The sequence below is a fragment of the Pseudomonas sp. MWU12-3088 genome (assembly GCF_023242405.1).
GTDB classification, from domain to species: domain Bacteria; phylum Pseudomonadota; class Gammaproteobacteria; order Pseudomonadales; family Pseudomonadaceae; genus Aquipseudomonas; species Aquipseudomonas kribbensis.
In genome coordinates this window covers 850,360-874,882 of the sequence record NZ_JALJEA010000001.1, presented here as the reverse complement: position 1 = coordinate 874,882, position 24,523 = coordinate 850,360, and the positions used below count along the sequence as shown (strand labels likewise).

The following is a 24,523-nucleotide window of genomic DNA, read 5'->3' as shown; positions in this document are numbered from 1 at the left end:
GTTTGAACATCTTCCGTCTGACACCTGCCGAGCCCACGCCTGCCGAGCGTCTGCAAAGCGAAGCCCGCGACTGGCTGATCCTGCTGACCTCCGGCCGCGCCACGGTCGCCGACGCCCGAGCGCTGCGCCAGTGGTGCGCCCAAAGCCCCGAACACGCCCGCGCCTTCGAAGAGTGCAAGGCGTTGTGGCACCTGCTGCAACCGGCGGCGGAAGAATTGCGGGCACCACGCCGGTTCGGACGACGGGCCTTTATCGGCGGCGCCATTGCCGCATCGGCGGCGTTCCTGCTGGTGCGCGGCACGATCCCGGGCGGGTTCTCCGGGCTCGGCGCCGATTACATCACCGAAGTCGGCCAGCAACGTCGCGTCGAACCGGCCGATGGTTTGAGCCTGGAACTGAACACCCAGACCCGAATCAATCAGCGTTCGGTGGATGAGGGCGTGCAGGGTTTTGAACTGGTCAGCGGCGAAGTCGAAGTGCAGACCGCACGGCTGCCCATGGCGATGCAGGCCGGTGGCGGTTGGTTGCGGGCGAGCAGGGCGCGGTTCAACCTGCGCAACCTCGATCAACAGGTGTGCGTGACGTGCCTGGATGGTGCGGTGGATGTGGAAGTCGAAGGCCGCAGCCTGCGCCTGGAACCGGGCCAGCAACTGACCTATGACGCGCAGCAGGTTGGCACTGTGCAAAACGTCGACACGGCGGCGGTGATGAACTGGCGTCAGCAGGTACTGGTGTTCAACGGCACGAGCCTCAGCCAGATGATCGACGAGATCAACCGCTATCGTCCGGGCATGTTGCTGCTGCTCAACCGAGAACTCGGCCAGCGCCGCGTACAGGCACGTTTCTCCCTCGATCAACTGGCCGGCGTAGGCGCACTGATTCGTGATGCCTACGGCGTCAAATGCACCGAACTCCCAGGCGGCGTAGTCGTCCTCAGCTAACCCAACACAACACCCACAAACACCCTAGAACCCTGTGGGAGCGAGCTTGCTCGCGAAAGCGGTAGTTCAGTCAATGAGATGTTGAATCTTCCGGCCCCTTCGTCGGATCGCCGCCCGGAGCAAGCTCGCTCCCACAGGGATCTCAGTGATTCAAATTACTCCAACGGCCCCATAACCTGCCGATACTTCTCCACCCCCTGCGCCGTCTCCCGAGTCAACCGCACCTCCAACCCCAACGGATCCTCCCGCCGATTCCCGCTCAACTGCCGCCACCCCTTGTCCGCCTCCCAAACCCGCACCTGCAAATCACTCACCTCACCCAAAACCGCCACCCCAGCCGTCGGCGCCGGCAACGGATACCGACTGCGCGCCGGCGCCACCGCGCGATACAACGTGTCCCCCTTGAGCCACCAGCGCACCCGCTGCAAAGCCCCCGGCTGATCCGCCGCACTCCGAATGATGTCCAGCCGAAACCCCTTGCTGTCACTGCTGCGCACCGTAAGCGCAGGCGGGGCCGTCGCCGGTTCATCCTCAGTGCCGACCTTCTTCGGCTCCGTCAGCTCGATCCCCGCGCGCATCTCCACATCCCGCTGCATCTGATTCAACGCCCGCAACAGGCTGTCGCTCTGCTCACCACTGGCCTGCAAATGACTGTCAGCGCGGGTGACACTGTCCAGCCCCTTCCAGGCAATCAGACTGACCACCGCCATCAACAGAATCGCGACCATCACCTCGATCAGCGTAAAACCTTGTTGTCTGTTCATTGCACGCTAATCCGGCCCGAAGCATCCCGCAGCACACTCAACCGATTGAGCCCGTCAGACAGCGTCAACTGCAGCGGCGGATTGATCCACTCCGCGTTGAGCACCACTTTCTGCTTCGGCTCCACCCGCACCTCCAGCTTCGGACTCTGCCAGGGACGCGGCCGCAACTGCGGGTCCCGATCGAAATGATCAAACCCCGTGCCACTGTCACTGCGCCGACTGAACCGAAACCCCTTGCCATCGCTCAACCACGCAATCGGCCGGCCATCGGCGCGGGCCTCAGCCTGGGCAATCTGCAGCAACTGCGCCACGCGCTCGGCGTCCTTGCGCAGCAACTGCAACGGATCGGGCTTGATACTCAGACTGATTGCCGCACTGGCGATGCCGATGATCACCAGAACCACCATCAATTCGATCAACGTAAAACCCTGCTGCCTGCCCCGGTTCATCGAATGCGCACTCCTTTGCGTCCAGCCCCGTCCCAAAAAACCATCCTGCACGGCCAACATGTAAGGCGTGTGAAATAAAACCGTGAGAATTGCCGCGTAGTCTGGTCACCGGGACTAAAAGGAGATTCAGCCCATGAGATTCACCGCACGCTTTTCACCCCCCCAACTCATCCAGGCCGCCGCACTGCTGGCCGCCCTGGTCGGCATCGCCACCTGGTCATCCCTGCTCCTGACCACCGCCGAATCCCACACCCCGGCGGCTACGCCGCAACTGCTCGCTGCGCGTAGCGATAACCCGGCATTGCAGTGGTTTTCCAATCGAACGGCGCCGGTGGAGATCAAGGTCAGTGGCGTGATGGCAGGGAGTCGCGGGGCGGTGGCGATTTTGAGTTTGAACGATGGGCCGCCGAGGAGTTTTTTGCAGGGAGAGCGGGTGAGCCCTGGGGTGAAGTTGGTGGCGGTGGAGGGGGATGGGGTGGTGATTGAGCAGGGTGGGGAGCGGGTGCGGTTGGGGGTTGAGAGGTTGGGGGAGGGGGTGGAGATGCCTAGGTTGGTGAGGCCGTGAGTTGTGGGGATGTAGATAGTATTCTGGCTTTTTCAGCTGGTGATGTGCCTGTTGTAGTGCCGACTCAAACGCATTTGTGAAAGCAGATAACTTGTACTCTGCTGGCGAAATGGTGTCACTTGTGTGGACTATGGCAAAGAAATCCCCTAGATTCTCGGCAAATTGTCATGGATGTCGAGATGGAATCAAATGATTCAGGTGGCGTAGCAGCCAAACACGGTTTTCTATTCCAAGATTGTGTCGCCGCCTACCATGTCACCCAAATGCTTCGCGATAAAACTATCCGAAGTGTCCGTTGTGAGGTCACAGACGATATTGATATCGTCTTTGACGGGTACGTCAATTTCGTGCAGGTGAAGAGTACCGAGAAGACGCGCTGGAACATCTCCGACATCGTCAAAAACTCGAAGGGCGCCGACAGGAAGACAATCGCCTGCAGTTCGATATTGCACAAATCAATGCAATGCGAATCAGGTGCCGGTTTGTCGTGTAGGTATTCGATCGTCACCGAAGACAAAGTGAACAAAACTCTTGAGTACTTGACGATCAGCCCAAAAGCCCGAATAGGGAAGACTGGGCGGCAGGAGCTAATTGACGACCTCAACAAACGCACGAGCAATTATCAGACTGCGGCGGGTGTGAGCGTCGCGGGCTGGGTCGACGCGGCCACTTGGGAGATCTATCACACCCTGCGCGAACTGGAACTAATGGGGATCAGAAATATACGAATGGCCTCCCAAGATTTGCATGGGGTCATTCTTAGCTCTGAAACCGTTTCTGAAGATATATGGAACCGCATCCTCGATACCGTCACACGTAGGGGCGAGCATTCTCGGCGGATCCACAGTGTTGATGACAAGTCCTATAACAGACTCGATCTTCTTGGGTGGTTCAAGTTGCGCGTAGAGGATGACCAGTCCCGATCAGGGCGCAAAATCTACGTTAAACGGGACTTGCCCCACATCCTTATACCATTTAGAGCGCCTATGGCTTCGACGTGTGCTAAGCGCAATGGGCAGGTTCTGCATCAGCAGTACTCGCTTAAGAAATACCGCTACCAGCACATTGTGGACAACGTTTGCCAATGGTTGGATGAGATTTTTCTCCGGCCAAAAGAAATGTCAGATATTTACAAGCTGACGCTTGTAGAGAAGCGAGAGCGTCTACGGACATCCGTTTTCACATCTCTCGATGACGTCAGTGAGTTTCTAGGGCGTGTTCTGTTGCACGCCACAATCCGGCAACACCATGAAAGCCAGCCCATACCCTGCATGCTGCATGTGGAAAGACCTGGGGCCGAGAAAATTCTGGAAAATGTGCACATCGTCCGCCGCGACCCAGAAGGTGATCAACTCTGGATTGGCTTCAGTGAGTTGGTAACGGATTTCGACATCGCCATGAGACTTCCTCAGATACGGGATCGGTTGTACGAGGACATTTCGCAGTGCTTCGATACCGCACGCAGAAAAATCCTCGATATAAAAGACGATGACTACCTGCTGCGCCACGACATCGACGAAATCCTTGATGGCAGCCAAGCATTCGATGCCCACATTGATCGCTTCACCTTCGTTCTGTTCGTGGGTTACGACTCGAACCTGCTTACCGACCCTGAAACACCGGGGCACGAAGATGAATTGGAGTTGGAAACGAGAGCGTTATTTGAGAAGTTCGCAGCAGATCTCATTGAGGACTCACCATTTGCTGATCTTTGTATCCAGATCTTTATCTATCCGGCTCCGAGTCTTGAGCGGTTAACCAAGTTGGTCGAGGATAAGGTAAGGGAGGTGATATGACGGAGTTCTATGAGCAGGCAAAAAAAGCCTGCAAGGGGGGGAGTTCTCGTCTTTCGAATACCTGTCCGCGGTCAATAAGCTTTTATCCAACCCTGTTTCATATGACCTGGGCCGAGACCTGATCGTGCGGGCCCTCGATGCGCGCAATCGATTTAGCAAGCACAATACTCTTCTAAAAAACATGGTGAGGAAATCAGGTTTATTTCCGTACCTGAAAAAGGAGTTCACCGACCTCACGCCGGACGACCTTAGGGTGTTGGATCTGTACCGAACACCATTTTCGGATAATTTCGTTTTTCACTCCATGCAGTTCCACATATTCGATCTGCTGAAGGCCGGTCATAACGTTGTGCTTAGCGCGCCTACAAGCATGGGTAAAAGCGCAATCGTGGACTCGTTGCTCGGTTTGGGTACTCTAGAGAGGCTCGTCCTAGTTGTCCCAGCAGTGGCTCTTGCGGACGAGACTCGCCGTCGGTTGCAAGACCGGTTCGGTGACCGATATCAAATCATTCACCACAGCTCGCAAGAGTGCTATTCCAACCGGGCCGTCTACGTTCTCACGCAAGAAAGAGTGAATGAACGAGATGACATAGTTGACATTGACCTCTTCGTCATCGACGAATTTTACAAGTTGTCGTTTCGGGAGCTAAAAAACGGCACTGTGGACTACCAAGATGAGCGAGTCATCGAGCTCAATATTGCGTTGAGCAAATTGCTTAAGGTCTCCAAGCAGTTCTATCTGACCGGGCCATTCGTCAACAGCATTCGCGGACTTGAAAAACTCGGATATCCGCATACTTTTGTTTCTACCGACTTCAACACGGTCGCGCTTGATGTACAAACCTTCGGCATTAAGGCGAATGATGAGAAATCCAAACTTAAGGCGCTGGCTGAGATCGCAACCGCATGTATCGGCGCTACGATCATCTACTGCAAGTCGCCAACTGTAGCAGGCCTCGTGGCACGAGAGCTGATCAGGCTCGGGCACGGCTCTCCAAATTCGAGTCCTCATATCGATTGGGTGAGCGACGAATTCGATGCCGATTGGGATTACACCGTTGCGCTAAAAAACGGTATTGGACTGCACTTTGGAGCCTTGCCAAGAGCTTTGCAGCAATACACAGCCGATCAGTTCAATGCGGGAAACTTACGTTACCTACTCTGCACATCTACAATCATTGAAGGAGTGAACACCATCGCGAAGAATGTTGTGATCTACGACAACCGCGATGGCATTCGCAGCATCGACAAATTCACTCATGGGAACATCAAGGGGCGCGCTGGGCGGATGGGTATTCACTTCGTGGGCAAAATTTTTTGCTTGGAGGATATTCCAGAAGACAACCTCAATCAAGAGGTGGAGATTCCGCTCGGAATTCAGGACGTTGATACTCCAATCAATCTTTTGGCCTGTGTTCAGCCAGACCATCTGTCCGAGTTTTCACAGGATCGCTTCGATGAGATCTTCACAAGTGATCATGTCTCTATTGATCTCGTTAAAAAACACTCGTACTTCCGTGTCGAGCAGTTCGAGGAGTTGCAAAGTATGGTCGAAATGATGGACGACACCGAATTTGCCACGTTGGTTTTTCATTGGGCACCCGCGACCAATTTTCTGAAAACGTTTGCCAAAATTATCGCAAGACTTGTACCTCATACGTTCAGTCGGAACGGGGTCAATGTTAAACCTACTGACGTTATGGTCGCCAAGCTCGCTGGCTACCTCAACGCTTCGAGCTATTCGGAATATTTGAAAAGCCAGATGGCCTATGCGAGGCAGTCGATCATCGAAGGGGAAAAACGCACGCTTTCAAGCACGCTTAATAATGATTTGAAAATTATTAGCAACACGTTCGGATATACCCTGCCCAAACTATTGAGCTTGCTGGAGGATGTCGTCAAAAATCATGCACTGAAGCTAGGTATCCGCAGTAAGGTCGATTACACACACGTCAAGATGGCCTTCGAGGGGTTTCATTTACCAGCTGGTGTTAACGCCCTGGAGGAAATCGGAATCCCCATTCAGACACTGCATCGTCTGACAGAGAGGCTTGAGTTTCCAGAACAGGCGGACGTCGATAGTCTGGGGCGATATCTTCGGGATACTCAGGTCTCTTGGAGTCAATTTTTGGGCGCTGTAGATCAGGCGTTTATCAGACGCGCGCTCGGTACGGGATGACATCAGTTTTGTAGCAGTGGAGACGGACCGGTCTTCAAAAGTCAGACCCGTCTCCTTTAAAATTCCGCGAAGAGCAGGTTTTGTTCTTTACAGGATTCGCTAGGTGGTTAGGGTGTAGCTGGAAGCTGTGGTTTCTAGCGAAATTAAATATTGGATGAAAGTGCGGCAGGTCACATATCGGTAAGGAGGGTCTTATGAGCAGGAAATGCATTTTTTACAGCGTGCCCTATAATAAAATCGTTTTTTATTATGCTGAGGGTGTCTAAATGCCTTCTGAAAAAAGCGTTTCATTCAGAACTCATTTGGTATCGAATACAGTAGATCTCATTGAGGAGATTGGTATCCATTGCGGTAGAACCTCAAGATTGATTGCCGGGATAGTTTCTCAGCTTGCTGCTTATACGGAAGAGGGTGTTCCTTTAACTCCGGCTGTGTTTATCTGTAACTCGATATCTGAGCTCTTGCAGAGGGCGGGTGTAGGAGAATACGTACCTCTATCTGAAGAGATACCATTGGAAACCGCTGGGCCTACTATACTTAAAGCGGCGGCGCCTCTGTGTAGGGATAATTGGCGTATATATATTGAGCGATCTCCTAATGGCGAGAATTGTAAGTTTGGAGTTTTTTGTGGGAGCAGTGACCCATCTTCATTGACTGTCGATGAAGCGGTTCTCTGCGATTTTTCCGCTGGATTCCCTATAGTTAAAATAGCTCAAAGTGCGATAAATAAGGTTGAGGTAAGAACTAATTCCGGGAGTGGCGTAGAGTTTCGATTCAATAATGATGCTGACGTTGCTGAGTTGAATGGTCAAGCACATATAGACGGACTTGCCGGTTCAATATCGGCTGAGTTGGGTGAACAGGCAGGTATGTTTTCCAGTTTCGTTGCGCGCTTATTGTCCTCTGCAATAAGTAACTGCCATGGGACGTTGATTGCTGTTGTGTCATCTGATGTCAAAGAACTGCCAGCTTCATTGCAGGATGCTGTGCGTTTAACTCCGCCAATTGATCTGTTTGAAAGGGTTAGGCTACACGCCGATGAGGGTAAAACTGCAATGTCAGTAAGCCGCTTACAGGCTGCTGCGGAATTAATCTCAGGTTTTATAGGTAGTGACGGTATAACTGTGTTTAACAGTGCTGGTTGTATTTTGGGATATCGAGCATTCATTAGTAGTAATGATGTTTCTAATGCGTCTGGCGGAGCCCGGAGTCGGGCGTTTTCGTCAATGAAACAACTAGTTGGTTCGGAGTTGTCTGCAGCTTTTTTTAGGTCACAAGATGGACGTACAGATCTTCATGTGAATGTTGGAGGTGGTGCTAATGAATAATTCAGTTAACGTTTGGCGAGAACCTACAGGGTCGATTGTGCCTAAGTCGGCAGATACCGCACTAGCGATCGCAAGCGTTGCCAAAAATCTTAGTGCTCGTGATCAAAAGCAAATTATTACAGCGTTTCAATCTGACGCATTTGAAATGATGGCGGGGTTTGTTCTCAATAAAGCACTTTCTCAACTCAAGCGGGCGCTCTCTTCTCTAGGTATGGCATTTGTAGGGGAGATGCTTGGGCGCGCTGATTTGGACGAGGACTCAGTTCCTACGGTTAGTATCTCTAACTATGAAGCTATAACTCTGGCTAGGGAGTTGGGATTAATAAATTCAACCGACGCTACTCGTCTTACTCAGCATCTTGAGCTTTTAGCTCACTTTGATAGTCTCAATATAGAAGACTCTGAAGCAGAGGAAATGTCGAGGGAAGAGGCTCTCTCCTTTCTTAGGACGTGCGTCAATTCTGTGCTTGGAAGAGAGGATAATATTGCGCCTGCCGAGTTTATGGCCTTTCGTTCAGAGTTAGAAGGGCGGACATTCAAAATCGCTGATGCAGAAGCAAGTACGCTTCACGCAGCCCCTTATTTCTTTAAGAAAACCACTCTGAGTATTTTGCTTTCTGGGATAAAAACAAAGGTTGGTGCGCAGTTTGAGCACACATTAGGTAACATAGTAGTATTGGTACCATTTTTATGGGAAAGTTTGAGGGATGCGGAGAAATGGTCTATAGGTCAGTCTTATGCAGAGGCTGTTAGTGCTGGTCATTCTCCGGCCGTCTCGGCACTGAAAAAAGCATTGACTTCGATTCAGGGATTTGATTATGTGCCCGAGTCCCTGCGCTCGCAAACATTTGCGGCAGCAGCATCTAATGTTATAAGTGTTCACACGGAAATGAATAATTTTTATAATGAGCCTGCAGCTATTTCAGCCCTCGCCAAACTTGGAACTACTATCCCATGGCCAGCTTTCCCAATAAGTATGTCTGCCATATTGGCTGTCCGTTTGGGGAATAGTTATGGGTCTTCAAATGCCGCGCAGCCTGAAGCAATTAACTTGCTGGAGCGTTTAACGGTTAACCAATGGGAGTATTACCTAAATGAATGCCTGCCCGGTGATGAGTTGATTCTTCAAAAGTTGGCATGGTATGGTAAGCCACAGTCACGTTGGTCTGATCTTGTGGATAAGTTCCAGTTGCTCGATAAAAATATCAAACATAAAAGACTTACCAAGTTGCTTGAGGCAAGTGTCAATCGCGATGGTGGGACGATGAAGTCTACTGCTGAAACATTGCTTTCACAAATGCATAAGTAAATTTGTGTTGTGTGCCCAGATTTTCATTGGTCAATCTGGGCTTTTTGACTTTTGAAAAATGTTGGCCTGTCATTGAGAAAGTAGTGTATTGCGGTTATGACAGGTGCTGAGCTGGTTGTCGGTTTTTTAATTTGGCCGAGGTCGTCAGTTACACCTGACAACCTCGGCCATTTTCTTTCCGGCTATTGAGCTACAGCACTCAACCGCTTACGTCTTCACCTCAACATGATCCAACGCCTGATTCACCGCCAACCCCGCAACCATAACCACCTGCGCGATGCCCAGTGCCGTTTTTCGGTGGGCGGGTTCCAGGATGGCGGCGAAGTTACTGAGCATTTCGCTGGCGGAGTCGAGGGATTCGCTGGCGTTGGCCAACAGGGATTCGCTGTTGTAGGCGGGGTTGGCCAGGAACATGGGGTCGTGTTTGGTGTGGCTGCCCATGATGCGTTGTTGCGGAGTGAGGTAGTGGTCGAGGGCGCGTTCGGCGGCTTCGTTGAGGGTTCGCGAATCGGGGAATTGGTAGGGGGAAACTGGATCGGTTTCTGGTGGGTTTGGTGTTGGTTTGATCATAGATGTAACTCCAGTACTGATTGAATTGGAGTCAACCACTCTCGCTACCAAACGAGGGGGTGGCGACCATACGCAGGTTGGTAGACCGGAGCACTGGAACCGGCGCTTCCGAAGAAGCCCTGAGCATGGCCACCATAAATCCAGTCGCATGAATGCAACTGCATGAGGTGACGCAATGCGTCAGCGCTGCGGGCTACCAAACCCGATCACTGTCTTTCAGTGACCCGGAAACGATAAGACCCGCACCCTAGACGCACAAGCCGGCGGATTCTGGCGTAGTCGTAGGCAATGACGCAAGGCGTTGTAGCCTTGAGGAAGTAACGATGAGTGTCTTTAAACAGGGTTAAAGAAGTCGGTTAAACAGGTGGGTAAAAAGCGACTATCACCCATGCACTCCCGATATGTCGGACTGCCCGGAGGGAGAGGGGACTGACTGGGCTGGCTGGCGTCATACATCGGCCTGAACGACCGCAAAAAAGGAACAGGTTTCTGGCATCAATCCTTTTCAGGACATTTGAAGTTCCAGGAATAAATCTTCATGTCTTTGACCTCTTCGCCGACTGTTCCTACACCTAAACAATCTCCGTTCTTGATGTAGTTGAAGCTGCAGTAACGGACGCCCTCCGTGCATGACTCGATTTCACTGAAGCCTTTTCTTTGGATGACGCTTTCAACCCCGAACTCACCTGAGTAGGTCGGGTTCGGCTTCCAGCCATTTTTGATCAAAGCTTCTCGGGCTTTCGAAAATGGCATTCCCTCTTTGATAGCAAGGTCTGCTGCGTTAGAAAATAAACTGACGCAACCTAGAAGGCTGATGGCTAATGGGTTTAGTTTCATTTTTTGATGCTTTTCCAACTGCAGTTTTTAAGTCGCCTACGATCAGCGGTTCGCACGTTGCGCAGGAGCTCAACGGCAATGGGGAAAAGGGGACTGAATTATTTCATTCAGTCCCCTTTGTTTCTTAACCCGCGTCTCCGCGATCTGGCTCTGAAGGCGCATCCGGACATTCATCAGCCCATCGCGTTACCGTCATGTCTTTGAGCTGCTCACCCATGGTGTCAACGCGCAAGCAGGCGTCTTTCTTCGAATAGAACAGGATGCAGCGCGAGCTATCAAAAGAGCAGGTATCGAGTTCCAGGATATTGCGTGCAGCCAGCTCTGGCTCGACACCGCTATATTCGTAGCCATCGCGGGTGTGCATCCGGGTTGGCTTCCATCCTTGTTTGATCAACCTGGACCTGGCCGACACCAAGGGCTCACCGACGGTGATGCCTGCTGGCCCGTATTTGTCGTTTGCCGCTTGCGAGCCATCAGCGAACGCGACGCTTGGACCCGTGCAACAAATGGCGATGAGCAGGATCGGGGCCTTCATTTAGCCGTTCTCGTGATTTTTCTTGCGGCGTAATAAATGACACCTATCAAAAAGTGCTTGAGTTCCCACGCCCAAGCGCCCGCGAGCATGCAGATAACCAGAAAATGAATATATTGAGCAAATTCTGTAAAGGGCACTTTTTGTGCGCTTTTTCCAACCAGTCCAAGAGTCATCAGGCTGATGCAAAAAGAACTCAAACACCGTAAGGCGAGATAGCAAATGTCTATGATATTGGTCGTGAACACCCAGCTTTTTGCGGATTCAGAAAACAAGGCAGACCACACCAGATGAAACGCGCTTGCGTAGATGAAGCTCAGGCTTAGGCGTTGCGCCACGTCAACACCGGAGCTGAGGTAAAACTCCGAATAGAGTTGGTCGAGAGAAATGCCTACCGGACGAAAGAGGTCGAGGAGGGGAAACAGGGCAACTCCGCCTGCGAGATAGATAGCTACAAAAGCGATGATTTTCATCCCGCACTCCATTGCTCCGTAAAACGGCATCAGTTGACGACTTTTCGGCTAGGGCAAGCCGATAGCATAGTCATCCTTGTCACATCCGTTTATTTGGCCTGGGAGCAATGTCTACTGCCTGACCATTGGCTGCGTCAGGTTCATATCTGGATGTCTTTTTCGAACGCCTGTAGTTGCCTTATCGGGTCCCAACCGCTCGGCGACGCCTGCGCTTCGCTCCACCAATGCATCCCGCTGGAGACCCATGATCTGCGTAAATCAGCATGAGCCGCGGTCGTGTCGTCGTAGCCAAAGTGCGTACCGCAGCACGGGCAGATGCCAAACGAAGAGCAGCCCAGTTCGTCGTACGGAGCCTCTTCAAGCCCGGTGTATCCACAAACCGGACAAAGATATGAAACGTTGCTTGCAATCATCCCAACTCCGGATTCCTGGCCTATAGGCCCTGTTGTCGGCGTGCTCGATGATCTCTGGAGCTTTATTCCGACTCTTTTCAACTGACACCCAAAACGTAAAAAAGGGGACTGATTATTTCCATAAAATAAATCAGCTCCCTTTGTTCAGTCCCCTTTGTTCATGCATCAACATGATCCAACGCCTGATTCACAGCCTGGTCCGCGATGATGACCACCTACGCGATACCCAATACCGTTTTTCGATCCTTCAAGCAGAGCTGATTTGTCAGTGATCACGCCGTCGCTGTCTTCTTTTATTGAGCGTGCTGACCCATCGCCGCCTACACTCAACTTGTCTAGCCACTGGCCTGGAAATCAACGGAGTGAGATTAAATGTTCAATTTCGCAGGTAAGCGAGGAAGGGTGGCCTTGACGGTGTTGCTGGGCATCGCCGCCGTTGTTTTGACCGGTTGCAATTACGGACATCGGTCATTTCAGCAGTCACCATTGTCCATGCACGACCTTTCGAATGTGGACGTGGAAATAGATGATTTTGGCAATTTCTGGGATCGCACAAAGGCGGAAAATATCCTTACTGCGATTGATGAGAACGCGAAAAAGTCCAATGTGGTTGTACTGCTGTTCGTTCATGGCTGGCACCATAACGCAGCCGAAGATGACACCAACCGCCGAGACTTTCACAGAACCGTTAAGGCGGTAGATGAAAAGCTCAAAGAGCCAATTTACCGGTTTGCCAGATCGACGTTAAACATCGACGGTGATGTAAAGGTCGTCGGTGTTTATCTTTCCTGGCGAGGCGAGTCGCTCCCTGGTCTTTTGGATTACTCAACGTTCTGGGGGCGCAAGGCTGCCGCGGAGCGAGTCGGGGAGGGAGCGGCTCGGGAGTTTATCTTCCGCCTAAACGAGATATACAAAAAACGTAATCAAAGTAATCAGAAGCATTTCATGGGGCTGGTCAGCATTGGCCATAGTTTTGGTGGGCAGGTGCTTTATAAGTCTGTCGCGGCGTCACTTGAAGAAAATTTTATGCTGCATGAGGGGCTGCCGGCCCAGATGCCAGTGGCCAGCGTGGGTGATGTCACCGTATTGATCAATCCAGCCTTTGAAGCCGCACAGTTCGATCGTCTGTGGGCTTTGCAGTCCAGATACACCTACAGCCTGGCACAGACACCTGTGCTTCTTGTGTTTTCAGGGGAGGGAGATTGGGCTCGGCAAAGGTTCTTCCCGCTTGGGCAGCGTATAAGCGCTTGGTTCAGACCGGCATTTTCGAGTGATGAGAAAAAAGCTGAGTGGATTACGGCATTGGGTGAGTATGAGCCACAACGAACGCATTCACTGAAGTTACAGCCTAATACTGCTTCCTATGTGTTTTCGAAAGATTATTGCCAACAGGCTTTAGGGTTTGACCTGACTAACCCTGGTATTCCGTTCGCTGATGCGACATTGGCCGCATTGCCTGGCCGAAGCAAGACGTTCAGCCCAGTCGTAGTCGCCTACAGTGAGAACGAGTTGATAGAAGCGCACGACGGCATCTTCAGGGAAGATTTTCGTAGATTCCTGATCGACTACGTTGCGTTGTTAGAGGGGAAACGGTTATGCCTGAAGGCTCAGTCTTTTTCACCTTCGCACGGTCCGACTTAATGATGCTGTGAGAAAGGCGGGGAGGCCGGGTAATGAACTCACTTAAATTGGTTGTGGGGGTGTTGGCCTTAGGCTTTTGGTTTTCCTCATTTTTTTCCTGAAGTTACTTTGATTCTCATGGGCTAAGAATACCGAATCCTCAAAGTGGAAATATCTATCGGCTGGATACCCACGAATCGATCGTATTTCTAACGAGCGCGAGCATTACTTTTTGTATGGCTTGATGATCGCTGGCGTCGTGTTCTTCCTGGTTACGGTTGGTGTCTTTTAAACGGGGTTTTGGAAGGGGGTAAACGGGTGGGTTGAAGAGCGGCCCTCACCCCAGCCCTCTCCCGGAGGGAGAGGGGGCCGACCGAAGTGTCTTGCGCTTTACATCGACCTGAGAGACCGGGTTGATTATGGATTCAACGCGGTATGTGCAGGTTGGTTTAGATCTTTTGGTGGGTGTCGGAAATGTCCCACGCTGATTCATTTGCCATCGAGGGGGCCGACATTTAAGGCGGGCTCGGGCTAGGGATTCTCGGGACGGCTAAGCAACGTTTCAATCTTAGCCAGCGGGGGGCGCTCCTGGCTGCGATCAAACACCTGAACTCCAACCTTGAGCAACCGCCCATTCTCCACCCCCCCAATCACCTGCTCACACCGCAACAACAACCGCCCTTGATCACACTCCATCGCTTTAACCCCCATCGGCAATCTCCCTTCCAACCGAAGTTCAGCCATCCGACTCTGCGCCGCAATCATCGCAATCGAACGATCCCGCAATATCCCGCTGCTCTGCGTCATCAACCCCGCCACACGCACGGCGGCGGACATGGCGACGGCGATGATCGCCAGTGCGACGAGCACTTCAATCAGGGTGAATCCGGCTTGCGGGGAGGGGGTGCGCATCGGGGTCTCGGGCGGTCGGGCAGCCCTTGACGCTAACGCCCGTGCTTGACGGCTTGACGACGAAAACACCCGAGGATTTTCAACATCCCTGACATATCTTCTTGCAACACTGCGCGTCGAATCGAATCAAGCCAGGGAATGACGAGATGGATATCGCGCAATTCAAACAGCCCAGTCGACCGAGCCGGATGCCCCGTGGGCAGCAGGGTTTCACGCTGATCGAGATCATGGTGGTCGTAGTGATTCTCGGGATTCTGGCGGCGATGGTGGTGCCCAAGGTGCTCGACCGGCCGGATCAGGCGCGGGCCACGGCGGCGAAGCAGGACATTGGCGGGTTGATGCAGGCGCTGAAGCTGTATCGCCTCGATCACGGCACTTACCCGAGCCAGAGTCAGGGCTTGAAAGTGCTGGTGGAGCGGCCGGCCGATGCGAAGAACACCAACTGGCGCTCGTACCTGGAGCGTCTGCCGAATGACCCGTGGGGTCGTCCTTATCAGTACCTCAATCCCGGTGCCAACGGCGAGATCGACATCTTTTCCCTCGGCGCCGACGGCCAGCCTGACGGCGACGGCGTGAATGCCGACATCGGTTCCTGGCAGTTGTAAGGCCGGTCATGAACAGCCAATCGAACCAGCAGGGGATGGCGATCATCAGTGCGCTGCTGATTGCGGCGGTGGTTGCGGTGATCGCTGCCGGCATGCTGACCCGCCAGAGCGTTTCGACCCGGGCGCTGGAAGCCGAACAACTGCGTGTGCAGGGCCGCTGGGTGTTGCACGGCGGGCTGGAGATCAGCCGGCAATTGTTGTGGGATGCGCGGCAGCGCGATCCGCTGACCCGACTCGACCAGCCATGGGCGCAGCGCTTGAACACCCAGGGTTTCGAGGGGCGGCTGGAGGACGAGCAGGGCAAGTTCAACCTGCGCAATCTGGTGGCCAACGAGCGGATCGATGACGCGCAGGTGCAGGCGTTCGAGCGTTTGTGCGAGTTGATCGGTGTCAGCAGCGGCCTGAGCCGGCGCATCAGTCAGCGGGTGATCGGCTCTTATCCGCACCTGCTGAATGCCCAAGTGGTGGACAAGCCTGTGACGAAAAATACCTTCGACAGCGGGCGCGCCACGTCGCCGTCCGCGTCGCGCAAACCGCAATCGCCGACCTTGCCGATGCTGCGAACGCTTGACGATTTGCGCAGTGTGGATGGGGTCAACGATGCAGTGTTGGCGAAACTGGCGCCGTACCTGACGGTGATTCCGGCGACCACCTGGCTCAACGGCAACACGGCCACGGCGCCGGTGCTGGCGGCTTATGTGCCGGGGTTGTCGCTGGAGCGGGCGCAGGCGTTGATCAATGAGCGTGACGCCGGGCGCTGGTTTATCAATCGCGGGGATTTCGTCAATCGGCTGCGACTGCCGCAACTGGAGATCACCAGCGTCAAGGTCGGCATCACCAGCGACTGGTTCCGGCTGCGCGGGCAGGCGCGGCGGGATCAGCGACGAGTGAGCCTCGATGCGTTGTTGCATCGCAGTCAGGATCGGTTGCCGCAAGTGATCTGGTCGCGGGTGGGCGTATGAGCCAGTTGCGCGTGAGTTTGCCGCCGCTGGCGGAGCTGGGTCTCGACAGTGAAGTGGAGTGTGCGTGGCTGGATCGTCAGGGGCAGGTCACGCGGCAGGAACGCGTGCGGCTTGGTGCACTGCCGAAGCAACCGCTGGTGTGTTTTCTGCACCCGTCGGACAGCCTGTTGGCGAGCATCGATTTGCCGCCGTTGCCCGCAAACAAAACCGCTGCGGCTGTGCAGTGTGCGGCGCAGGCCTTGATGCTCGGTGACAGCGCCGAAATGCACATCGCCCACAGCGCTCGCAATGAAAGCGGCCAAGTGCAGATTGCCTGGGTAGCACGCAAGGATTTGCAGCACCTCGGGCAATTCGGTTTGAACCTCAAAGGCCTGTACCCGGCGGCCTACAGCTTGCCGGTGATGGCGGGCGGTGTCGGTTGTCTGCACGACGATCATCTGTTACTGCGCCACGGCCCGAATGCGGCGCAGGTGCAGCCGATGATCGATGAAGCTTGGCTGCTGGAAACCGGTCTGCCGGCGCACTGGATCGGTGATGGAGCGCCGGAAGCGGTGCAATCGATATTGACCGACACACAGCGAAACGCCGGCCCATTGCCGAATTGGGGCCTGCACGGCGGCCTTCAGCAACCGGGCACCGAACATCGCGGCTGGGGCAGGGCGCTCGGCTGTTGTGCGCTGGCGTTGGCGGTGTGGGTGATCGGTTTGAACCTGTACGCCGCCCGCGAGGCCGGGCAGGGCCAGCAGCTCAAGGCGCAGATGGCGCAGCGGGTGAAGCAGGCGTTCCCCGAGTTGCCGGTGATCCTCAATCCGCTGCAACAGGCCCGTCAGCAAATCGCGGCGCGCCAGCAAGGTGCGGTGGATGCGCCGGGGCAGGACTTCACGCGACTGGTGTCGCAGGCCGGCAGCGGCATGCCGTCCATGGCGGGCACGGTGCAGCGGCTGGAGTTTGTCGACGGCGCGTTGCAATTGAGTCTGCTGCCCGAGGCCCGGCGTTCGGGCAACGACAAGGATTGGCAAGGCACGCTGGCCCAGGCTGGCATCAGCATCACCCCGAATGACGACGGCTGGGTCCTGCGCCCGGCCGGCGAGGCGACCGCCGCCACCGACAACGACGACAGCAGCGGAGCCGAAGATGAATAGCCCCTCGCTTGCGAAATACCGCGCCGGTTGGCAGCGCTTCAATGCTCAGTTGCAGGCTCGTTGGCAGCCGTTGGCCTTGCGGGAAAAACGCATGGTCGGCGGCATGGCGGCGCTGTTGCTGGGGCTGTTTGTGTGGGTGGTGATGGTTCAGCCGCCGTTGAAGAAGATTGCCGCATCGCAAGTCGAAACGCCAAAACTGCGCGCCCAGGCCGAAGCGCTGGAAGTGCTGTTGCGTGACGTCAGCGTGCGCCCCGACGGGCAGAACCTGGAGCAGTCGCTGCAACAGACCTTGCAGGCCAGCGGACTGGGCGGCCATTACCAATTGGCGGCCGCGTCCGCCGGCTGGCAGTTGACCTTCGACGCGGCACCGGCCGACGCCGTGCTCGACTGGCTGCTGAGCCAACCCCGGAATTTTTCACTGCAAGTGGTCGAGGCCCGTCTGCAACGCGCAGACGACGCCGCGACCGATGACACGGCCGGCACTCTGTCGGGCACCGTACGCATGGATCAGGCGCTGGGCGCTAAGGAAGCTTCATGAAGGGGTCAGGGTCCAAACGCATGGCGTTGCCGATGCTGTTGATGGCATTGAGCGCGTGCAGCAACACCACACCACCGAATCAACCGCCGCTGCTGGTGGACAGCGAACTCGGCCGGCCGCTGGCCAACACCCAGCGCAGTGGCGACGCGGTGCTCGACCGCGAGCGGGCGCAGGCTCAGGCCAGACCTGCGCCGAAGCAATTGCACAACATCACCGAACGCGCCCGCAGTGGCGGTGCGGCCCGGGGCACGACGTTGCCGGCCAATCCGTTGGGCGATCAACCGGTGACGCTGAATTTTGTCGATGCGGATATTCAAGCGGTGGTGCGGGCGTTGTCGCGCTCCACCGGCCAGCAGTTTCTGGTCGATCCCCGGGTCAAGGGCAACCTGACGCTGGTCTCCGAAGGCCAGGTGCCGGCGCATCAGGCCTACGACATGTTGCTGGCGGCGCTGCGCATGCAGGGTTTCAGCGTGGTGGACGTCGGCGGCGTGGCGCAGGTGGTGCCGGAGGCCGATGCCAAGTTGCTCGGCGGGCCGATCTACAGCGCCGACAAACCGGCCGGCAACGGCATGCTCACCCGCACGTTCCGCCTGCAATATGAGAACGCCGTGAACCTTATCCCGGTGCTGCGCCCGATCGTCTCGCCGAACAACCCGATCAACGCCTATCCGGGCAACAACACCATCGTCGTCACCGACTACGCCGAGAACCTCACGCGGGTCGCTCAACTGATTCAGGGCATCGACACCCCGAGCGCCATCGACACCGACGTGGTGCAGATCCAGAACGGCATCGCCGCCGACATCGCGCCGATGGTCGCCGACCTGCTCGACGCGCCGGGCAATGACCCGACGCAGAAAATCGCGGTGATCGGCGACCCGCGCTCCAACACCATCATCATCCGCGCCGGCAGCCCGGAGCGCACGGAGCTGGCGCGCAACCTGATCTACAAACTCGACAACGCCCAGAGCAACCCGAGCAACCTGCACGTGGTTTATCTGCGCAATGCCCAGGCCGGCAAACTGGCCCAGGCACTGCGCGGTTTGTTGACCGGCGAGAGCGACAGCGGCACTAGCGACAGTGCGCGCTCGGTGCTCAGCGCCATGGGCAGTTCCACTAATTCGAACGGTGGGCAGAACGGCCAGAGCGGCACGCAAACCAATGGCAGCACTTCGACCACCAACAACGGCAGCACTGGCGGCAGCTACGCCCAAGGCAGCAGCACTGGCAGTGGCAGCAGCAACGCGCAAAGCAGCGAGCAGAACGTGGCCTTCAGCGCCGGCGGCGTGACCATTCAGGCGGACGCGACCACCAACACCTTGCTGATTTCCGCGCCGGAACCGTTGTACCGCAACCTGCGTGAAGTCATCGACCTGCTCGACCAGCGTCGCGCGCAAGTGGTGATTGAAAGCCTGATCGTCGAAGTCGGCGAGGACGACGCCAGCGAGTTCGGCGTGCAATGGCAGACCGGCAATCTGGCCGGCAACGGCGTGATCGGCGGCGCCAACCTTGGCGGTTCGGGGATCAACGTCAACGGCAAGACCAGTGTCGATGTATTGCCCAAGGGTTTGAATCTCGGTTACGTCAACGGCACCGTCGACATCCCCGGCATCGGCAAGATCCTCGACCTGAAAGTGCTGGCCCGGGCCCTGAAGAGCAAGGGCGGCACCAACGTGCTGTCGACGCCGAACCTGCTGACCCTGGATAACGAAGCGGCGAGCATTTTTGTCGGCCAGACCATTCCGTTTGTCAGTGGCAGTTACGTCACCGGCGGCGGGGGCACCAGCAACAACCCGTTCCAGACCGTGACCCGCGAGGAGGTCGGCTTGAAGCTCAACGTGCGGCCGCAGATTTCCGAGGGTGGCACGGTGAAGCTCGACATCTATCAGGAAGTCAGCAGCATCGACGAGCGCGCTTCGGCGGCGTCCACCTCGGCGGGGATCGTCACCAGCAAACGTGCCATCGACACGAGCATCCTGCTCGATGACGGGCAGATCATGGTGCTCGGCGGCCTGCTGCAGGACGGCTACAGCCAGAGCAACGACGCAGTGCCGTGGCTGTCGAGCATTCCGGGGCTGGGCGCGCTGTTTCGCAACGAACGCCGCTCGATCACCAAGACCAATCTGATGGTGTTCCTGCGCCCGTACATCATTCGCGACAGCGCGGCGGGGCGCAGCATCACGCTTAACCGCTACGACTTCATGCGTCGCGCTCAGGGCGGTCTGCAACCGGAGCGCAGCTGGGCGATGCCGGACATGCAGGCGCCGCAGTTGCCGACTGCTGCGCAGGGCGTGCCGGCAGCCGTTCCGACTTCCGGGCCCCGCGCGGTCATAAAGGCTGTGCCGATTGAAGCAGGCCCGCGGTTATGAGCAGCTTGCCTTACGCCTGGGCCAAGGCGCAGCGGATTTTGCTGCGCGACGGCGTGCTGACGGTGTGCCCGTCGACGCCGGGCTGGTCGATCAGCGAAGTACGGCGGCGGTTCGGCGCGGCGAAGCTTGAACGGGTGCGCGATGACGAACTCGACGGCTTGCTCGCCACAGCCTACGCCGACACTGGCAACGCGGCGGCGGTGGTCGGTGCGGCGGAGAACGAAGTCGACCTCGACCGCCTGATGCAGGACATGCCGGAAATCACCGACCTGCTCGACACCCAGGACGGCGCGCCGGTGATCCGCATGATCAACGCCTTGCTCACGCAAGCGGCGCGGGACGAGGCCAGCGACATTCATATCGAACCGTTCGAAACCCATTCGGTGGTGCGCTACCGGGTCGACGGCACCCTGCGCGACGTGGTCTCACCGCGCAAGGCATTGCACGGTGCGCTGGTGTCGCGGATCAAGATCATGGCGCAGCTCGATATCGCCGAAAAACGCCTGCCGCAGGATGGGCGCATTGCGCTGCGTGTAGCGGGGCGACCGATCGATATTCGTGTTTCCACCGTGCCCACCGGTCATGGCGAGCGGGTGGTGATGCGTTTGCTGGACAAGCAGGCCGGGCGCCTGCATCTGGAAACCTTGGGCATGGACGCGCAAGTGCTGGCCAAACTCGACCACCTGATCCGTCAGCCCCACGGCATTGTGCTGGTCACCGGCCCCACCGGTAGCGGCAAGACCACCAGCCTGTATGCGGCGCTGGCGCGGCTCGATGCGAGCACCAGCAATATCCTCACCGTGGAAGACCCGGTGGAATACGACTTGCCGGGCATCAGCCAGATTCAGGTCAACGCCAAGATCGACATGACGTTTGCCCTGGCCTTGCGGGCGATTCTGCGGCAGGACCCGGACATCATCATGATCGGCGAGATCCGCGACCTCGAAACCGCGCAGATCGCGGTGCAGGCTTCATTGACCGGTCACCTGGTACTCGCAACGTTGCACACCAACGATGCGGTGTCGGCGGTCAACCGTTTGGTCGACATGGGCGTCGAGCCGTTTCTGCTGGCCTCGTCGATGCTCGGGGTGTTGGCCCAGCGCCTGGTGCGGCGGCTGTGCAATCAGTGCAAACAGGAAGACCCGGCCACGCCGGGCACCTGGCGCCCGGTGGGTTGTACGGCGTGCAATCACACCGGTTACAGCGGCCGTACCGGCATTCACGAATTGTTCTGCATCGATGACGACATCCGCACCCTGATTCACCAAGGGGCAGGGGAGCAGGCGTTGCGCGCAGCGGCGAGCAAGGCTGGGATGTTCAGTCTGCGTGAGGACGGCGAACGCTGGATCCGCAGCGGTGCGACGGCGCCGGAAGAAATCCTTCGTGTGACACGGGACGCCTGATGAATCGCTATCGTTTTGAAGCCGCCGATGCCAGCGGCAAGATCGAGTCCGGGCATCTGGAGGCGGACAGTCAGGGCGCTGCATTCGGCGTGCTGCGCGGTCGCGGCTTGACGGCGTTGTCGGTGGAGAAGGAAAGCAACGTCTCCCAGCACGGCGGCGGTGGATTGTTCAGCGCCAGGCTGTCGGACAACGATCTGGCTTGGGCCACACGGCAACTGTCGAGCCTGCTCGGCGCCAGTCTGCCGCTGGAGGCTGCGCTGAGTGCCACGGTCGAGCAGGCCGAGAAAAAACACATCGCCCACACCCTCAGCGCTGTGCGCGCCGACGTGCGCAGTGGCATGCGCTTGGCGGAAGCGCTGGCGGCGCGGCCACGGGATTTTCCGGAGATTTACCGGGCGCTGATTGCGGCGGGCGAGGAGTCCGGGGATCTGGCGCAGGTGATGGAGCGGCTGGCGGACTACATCGAAGAACGCAACAACTTGCGCGGCAAGATTCTCACCGCGTTCATCTATCCGGGCGTGGTCGGGCTGGTGTCGATCGGCATCGTGATTTTCCTGCTCAGCTACGTGGTGCCACAGGTGGTCAGCGCGTTTTCCCAGGCGCGGCAGGATCTGCCGGGGCTGACGCTGGCGATGCTCAATGCCAGTGATTTCATTCGCGCGTGGGGCTGGTTGTGCGCCGGGATCATGGCCGGTGCGTTCTGGAGCTGGCGCCTGTATTTGCGCAATCCGGCGGCGCGCTTGAGTTGGCATCATCGGGTGCTGAAGCTGCCGCTGATCGGGCGGTTTGTGCTGGGGCTGAACACCGCACGGTTCGCCTCGACGCTGGCGATTCTCGGCGGTGCCGGGGTGCCGTTGTTGCGGGCGCTGGAGGCGGCACGGCAGACCTTGTCGAATGATCGCTTGAGCCTGAGCGTCAATGAGGCCACCGCCAAGGTGCGCGAGGGCGTCAACCTGGCGGCAGCGCTGAAAGTGGAGAACGTGTTCCCGCCGGTGCTGATTCACCTGATCGCCAGCGGCGAGAAAACCGGCGCGCTGCCGCCGATGCTCGAACGCGCCGCACAAACCCTGTCCCGCGATATCGAGCGCCGGGCGATGGGCATGACTGCGTTGCTTGAGCCGCTGATGATTGTGGTGATGGGCGGGGTGGTTTTGGTGATTGTGATGGCGGTGCTGTTGCCGATCATCGAGATCAACCAGCTGGTGCAGTAAACTTTTCCAATCTTTTTTCCTCTCGTCCAACTATCACCCGAGCGCGGAAGCAACCGTCCTCGGGTTCTCCTTTCTGTCATCTGCAACGGCCCTTCAAGGGCTGTGGCCGATTCTCTCGAAAAGCCTGCTGCAGACACTCCGCACAACCCCCGGAACACCCGAGAAAATCCCTCGAAAAACAGCCTGCACCTCCCGAGGTTTTTTCCTTTATCTGTCACCGGAAACTGCGAATTTCTCAGTGCGACTTAACCACGGACCCCGCTTGCGAAGGTCAGCGGTGAGTCCTCCCAGTGTCATGCAAGCAATCCGAAAACCTGTGTTCCCAACCTAGTTGAAAAGGAGATTCTTCATGTTCAAGCGCACTCTGATCGCAGCTTCCCTGACCGTCGCTGCCCTGGCTTCCGCCCAGGCCATGGCTGCCAACGTAACCGGTGGTGGCGCCTCACTGCCTGCCGCTCTGTACAAAGGCTCTAGCAACAGCATCCTGCCTGCCAACTTCAGCTACGCCGTAACCGGTAGCGGCATTGGCAAAAGCGCTTTCCTGACCAACACCGCTTCGCAGTTCGGCACCACCGGCACTGTGCATTTCGCTGCCAGCGATTCGATCCTCAGCGCTTCGGAACTCAGCACCTACACCGCCAACTTCGGTACTTCCTACGGCCCGCTGATTCAGCTGCCATCGGTTGCCACCTCGGTAGCGATCCCATACAAAAAGGCTGGCAACACCACCCTGAACCTGACCAGCGCTCAGCTGTGTGACGCACTGTCCGGTGCCAAGACCACTTGGGGTGAACTGCTCAACAACGACGCCAAAACCGACGAGACCCCGATCCGCGTTGTTTATCGCACCGCTTCCAGCGGCACCACTGAAATCCTCACCCGTCACCTGAACTCGGTTTGCCCTGGTCAGTTCGCCGTCAACACTACCTTCACCAGCGCTCGTCTGGGCGGCTCGCCGCTGCCAGCCAACTGGGTAGGTGTGGTCAACACCGCTGACGTCGCTACTGCCGTGAACGCTGTCGACGGTTCGATCGGTTATGTCGGTCCGGACGGTGTGAACGCCTCGAGCAACGCCGTTGTGGCGCGCATCAACGGTGTTCAGCCTACCAGCGCCAACGTCAACGCTGCCTTGTCGTCGGCTGCTCTGCCAGGCACGCCTTCCAACCCGGCTCAATGGGTACCGGTTGTAGCCAACCCGAGCACCGGCTATGCCATGGCGGCCTACACCAACTTCATCTTCGGCCAGTGCTACAAGGATGCAGCCGTTGCCGCTGACGTGAAGGCCTTCCTGACCCAGCACTACAGCACTCCAGGCAACGCCGTTGCTACCGCTGCCCACGGCTTCATTCCAGTTCCAACCAACTGGAAAAACGCTGTGACCGCCAACTTCATCACCAACTCCACCGGCAACAACCTGGACATCAACAACGCCAGCGTCTGCAACGCCGTCGGTCGTCCTTTGTAAGCTTCGCAGTCTCCCCGCAACACGAATGGCAGCCCTTCGGGGCTGCCATTTTTTTTGCCTCGTCGCGCCGCTACACCCCAATCATGAAGTTTGTGTGACATGAGTTCGGTCGCGTCCCTCGCCAACTGCCTATGTCGTAA

Annotated in this window: 23 protein-coding genes; 15 read left to right on the top strand and 8 right to left on the bottom strand. The window is 56.7% G+C overall.

Translation table 11 applies throughout. The annotated features are described in order from the left end of the window. Positions 1-2: 2 nt before the first annotated feature. Positions 3-941, top strand: coding sequence for a FecR family protein (locus tag M5B98_RS03935; RefSeq protein WP_248742169.1), 939 nt, complete (start codon positions 3-5; stop codon positions 939-941). 155 nt (positions 942-1,096) lie between these two features. Here the strand turns inward: M5B98_RS03935 and M5B98_RS03930 are convergent, their stop codons facing one another. Both M5B98_RS03930 and gspH read right to left on the bottom strand, forming a co-directional pair. Next, the gene (locus tag M5B98_RS03930) at positions 1,097-1,705 is read right to left on the bottom strand and encodes a prepilin-type N-terminal cleavage/methylation domain-containing protein (protein WP_248741891.1); all 609 of its coding nucleotides are present in this window, start codon (positions 1,703-1,705) and stop codon (positions 1,097-1,099) included. After that, positions 1,702-2,154, bottom strand: a complete 453-nt coding sequence (gene gspH / locus M5B98_RS03925) for a type II secretion system minor pseudopilin GspH (RefSeq protein WP_248741890.1) — start codon at positions 2,152-2,154, stop codon at positions 1,702-1,704. Before gspH ends, M5B98_RS03930 begins: the two co-directional genes overlap by 4 nt. Before the next feature lie 133 nt (positions 2,155-2,287). On the opposite strand from gspH, the gene M5B98_RS03920 reads away from it, so the two are divergent. The 5 genes from M5B98_RS03920 (at position 2,288) to M5B98_RS03900 (ending at position 9,331) form a co-directional block, all read left to right on the top strand. Further along, a complete protein-coding gene (locus tag M5B98_RS03920; RefSeq protein ID WP_096820023.1) occupies positions 2,288-2,719 on the top strand; it encodes a type II secretion system protein N in 432 nt (143 codons plus the stop codon). 179 nt (positions 2,720-2,898) lie between these two features. Beyond that, positions 2,899-4,515 carry a dsDNA nuclease domain-containing protein gene (locus tag M5B98_RS03915; protein ID WP_248741889.1) on the top strand — a complete coding sequence of 539 codons (1,617 nt, stop codon included), beginning with the start codon at positions 2,899-2,901 and terminating at the stop codon, positions 4,513-4,515. Between the two features lie 124 nt (positions 4,516-4,639). Continuing rightward, positions 4,640-6,694 (top strand): DEAD/DEAH box helicase, encoded by a 2,055-nt coding sequence (locus M5B98_RS03910; RefSeq protein WP_248741888.1) that lies wholly within the window; start codon positions 4,640-4,642, stop codon positions 6,692-6,694. 266 nt (positions 6,695-6,960) lie between these two features. After that, positions 6,961-8,022, top strand: coding sequence for a hypothetical protein (locus tag M5B98_RS03905; protein WP_248741887.1), 1,062 nt, complete (start codon positions 6,961-6,963; stop codon positions 8,020-8,022). Then, positions 8,015-9,331: a hypothetical protein gene (locus M5B98_RS03900; RefSeq protein WP_248741886.1), complete on the top strand. Its 1,317-nt coding sequence runs from the start codon at positions 8,015-8,017 to the stop codon at positions 9,329-9,331. Before M5B98_RS03905 ends, M5B98_RS03900 begins: the two co-directional genes overlap by 8 nt. Before the next feature lie 207 nt (positions 9,332-9,538). Here the strand turns inward: M5B98_RS03900 and M5B98_RS03895 are convergent, their stop codons facing one another. The 5 genes from M5B98_RS03895 to M5B98_RS03875 form a co-directional block, all read right to left on the bottom strand. Next, the gene (locus M5B98_RS03895; RefSeq protein WP_085701843.1) at positions 9,539-9,901 is read right to left on the bottom strand and encodes a DUF6124 family protein; all 363 of its coding nucleotides are present in this window, start codon (positions 9,899-9,901) and stop codon (positions 9,539-9,541) included. Between the two features lie 495 nt (positions 9,902-10,396). Beyond that, positions 10,397-10,738 carry a hypothetical protein gene (locus M5B98_RS03890; RefSeq protein ID WP_248741885.1) on the bottom strand — a complete coding sequence of 114 codons (342 nt, stop codon included), beginning with the start codon at positions 10,736-10,738 and terminating at the stop codon, positions 10,397-10,399. A gap of 124 nt (positions 10,739-10,862) precedes the next feature. Next, positions 10,863-11,273, bottom strand: coding sequence for a hypothetical protein (locus tag M5B98_RS03885; protein ID WP_248741884.1), 411 nt, complete (start codon positions 11,271-11,273; stop codon positions 10,863-10,865). Beyond that, positions 11,270-11,743 (bottom strand): hypothetical protein, encoded by a 474-nt coding sequence (locus M5B98_RS03880; protein WP_248741883.1) that lies wholly within the window; start codon positions 11,741-11,743, stop codon positions 11,270-11,272. The genes M5B98_RS03885 and M5B98_RS03880 overlap by 4 nt, the downstream gene beginning before the upstream one ends. Before the next feature lie 140 nt (positions 11,744-11,883). Then, the gene (locus M5B98_RS03875; RefSeq protein WP_248741882.1) at positions 11,884-12,156 is read right to left on the bottom strand and encodes a hypothetical protein; all 273 of its coding nucleotides are present in this window, start codon (positions 12,154-12,156) and stop codon (positions 11,884-11,886) included. 372 nt (positions 12,157-12,528) lie between these two features. Between M5B98_RS03875 and M5B98_RS03870 the strand changes: the two genes are divergently transcribed. After that, on the top strand, positions 12,529-13,797 hold the full coding sequence (locus tag M5B98_RS03870) for a hypothetical protein (RefSeq protein ID WP_248741881.1): 1,269 nt from the start codon (positions 12,529-12,531) through the stop codon (positions 13,795-13,797). Positions 13,798-14,307: 510 nt separating this feature from the next. Here the strand turns inward: M5B98_RS03870 and gspI are convergent. Then, a complete protein-coding gene (gene gspI / locus M5B98_RS03865; protein WP_248741880.1) occupies positions 14,308-14,688 on the bottom strand; it encodes a type II secretion system minor pseudopilin GspI in 381 nt (126 codons plus the stop codon). A gap of 146 nt (positions 14,689-14,834) precedes the next feature. On the opposite strand from gspI, the gene gspG reads away from it, so the two are divergent. The 8 genes from gspG (at position 14,835) to M5B98_RS03825 (ending at position 24,383) form a co-directional block, all read left to right on the top strand. Further along, the gene (gene gspG, locus M5B98_RS03860; RefSeq protein ID WP_085610505.1) at positions 14,835-15,293 is read left to right on the top strand and encodes a type II secretion system major pseudopilin GspG; all 459 of its coding nucleotides are present in this window, start codon (positions 14,835-14,837) and stop codon (positions 15,291-15,293) included. 8 nt (positions 15,294-15,301) lie between these two features. After that, positions 15,302-16,255, top strand: coding sequence for a type II secretion system minor pseudopilin GspK (gspK, locus tag M5B98_RS03855; RefSeq protein WP_248741879.1), 954 nt, complete (start codon positions 15,302-15,304; stop codon positions 16,253-16,255). Next, on the top strand, positions 16,252-17,397 hold the full coding sequence (gene gspL, locus M5B98_RS03850; protein ID WP_248741878.1) for a type II secretion system protein GspL: 1,146 nt from the start codon (positions 16,252-16,254) through the stop codon (positions 17,395-17,397). Before gspK ends, gspL begins: the two co-directional genes overlap by 4 nt. Continuing rightward, positions 17,390-17,935: a type II secretion system protein GspM gene (gene gspM / locus M5B98_RS03845; RefSeq protein ID WP_248741877.1), complete on the top strand. Its 546-nt coding sequence runs from the start codon at positions 17,390-17,392 to the stop codon at positions 17,933-17,935. The genes gspL and gspM overlap by 8 nt, the downstream gene beginning before the upstream one ends. Next, entirely contained in the window at positions 17,932-20,304 is a 2,373-nt protein-coding gene (gspD, locus tag M5B98_RS03840; RefSeq protein ID WP_248741876.1) for a type II secretion system secretin GspD, read from the top strand. The genes gspM and gspD overlap by 4 nt, the downstream gene beginning before the upstream one ends. Next, positions 20,301-21,707, top strand: coding sequence for a type II secretion system ATPase GspE (gene gspE / locus M5B98_RS03835; RefSeq protein WP_248741875.1), 1,407 nt, complete (start codon positions 20,301-20,303; stop codon positions 21,705-21,707). The genes gspD and gspE overlap by 4 nt, the downstream gene beginning before the upstream one ends. Then, entirely contained in the window at positions 21,707-22,918 is a 1,212-nt protein-coding gene (gspF, locus tag M5B98_RS03830) for a type II secretion system inner membrane protein GspF (RefSeq protein WP_248741874.1), read from the top strand. The genes gspE and gspF overlap by 1 nt, the downstream gene beginning before the upstream one ends. A gap of 349 nt (positions 22,919-23,267) precedes the next feature. Next, entirely contained in the window at positions 23,268-24,383 is a 1,116-nt protein-coding gene (locus M5B98_RS03825; RefSeq protein WP_248741873.1) for a substrate-binding domain-containing protein, read from the top strand. Positions 24,384-24,523: the final 140 nt, after the last annotated feature.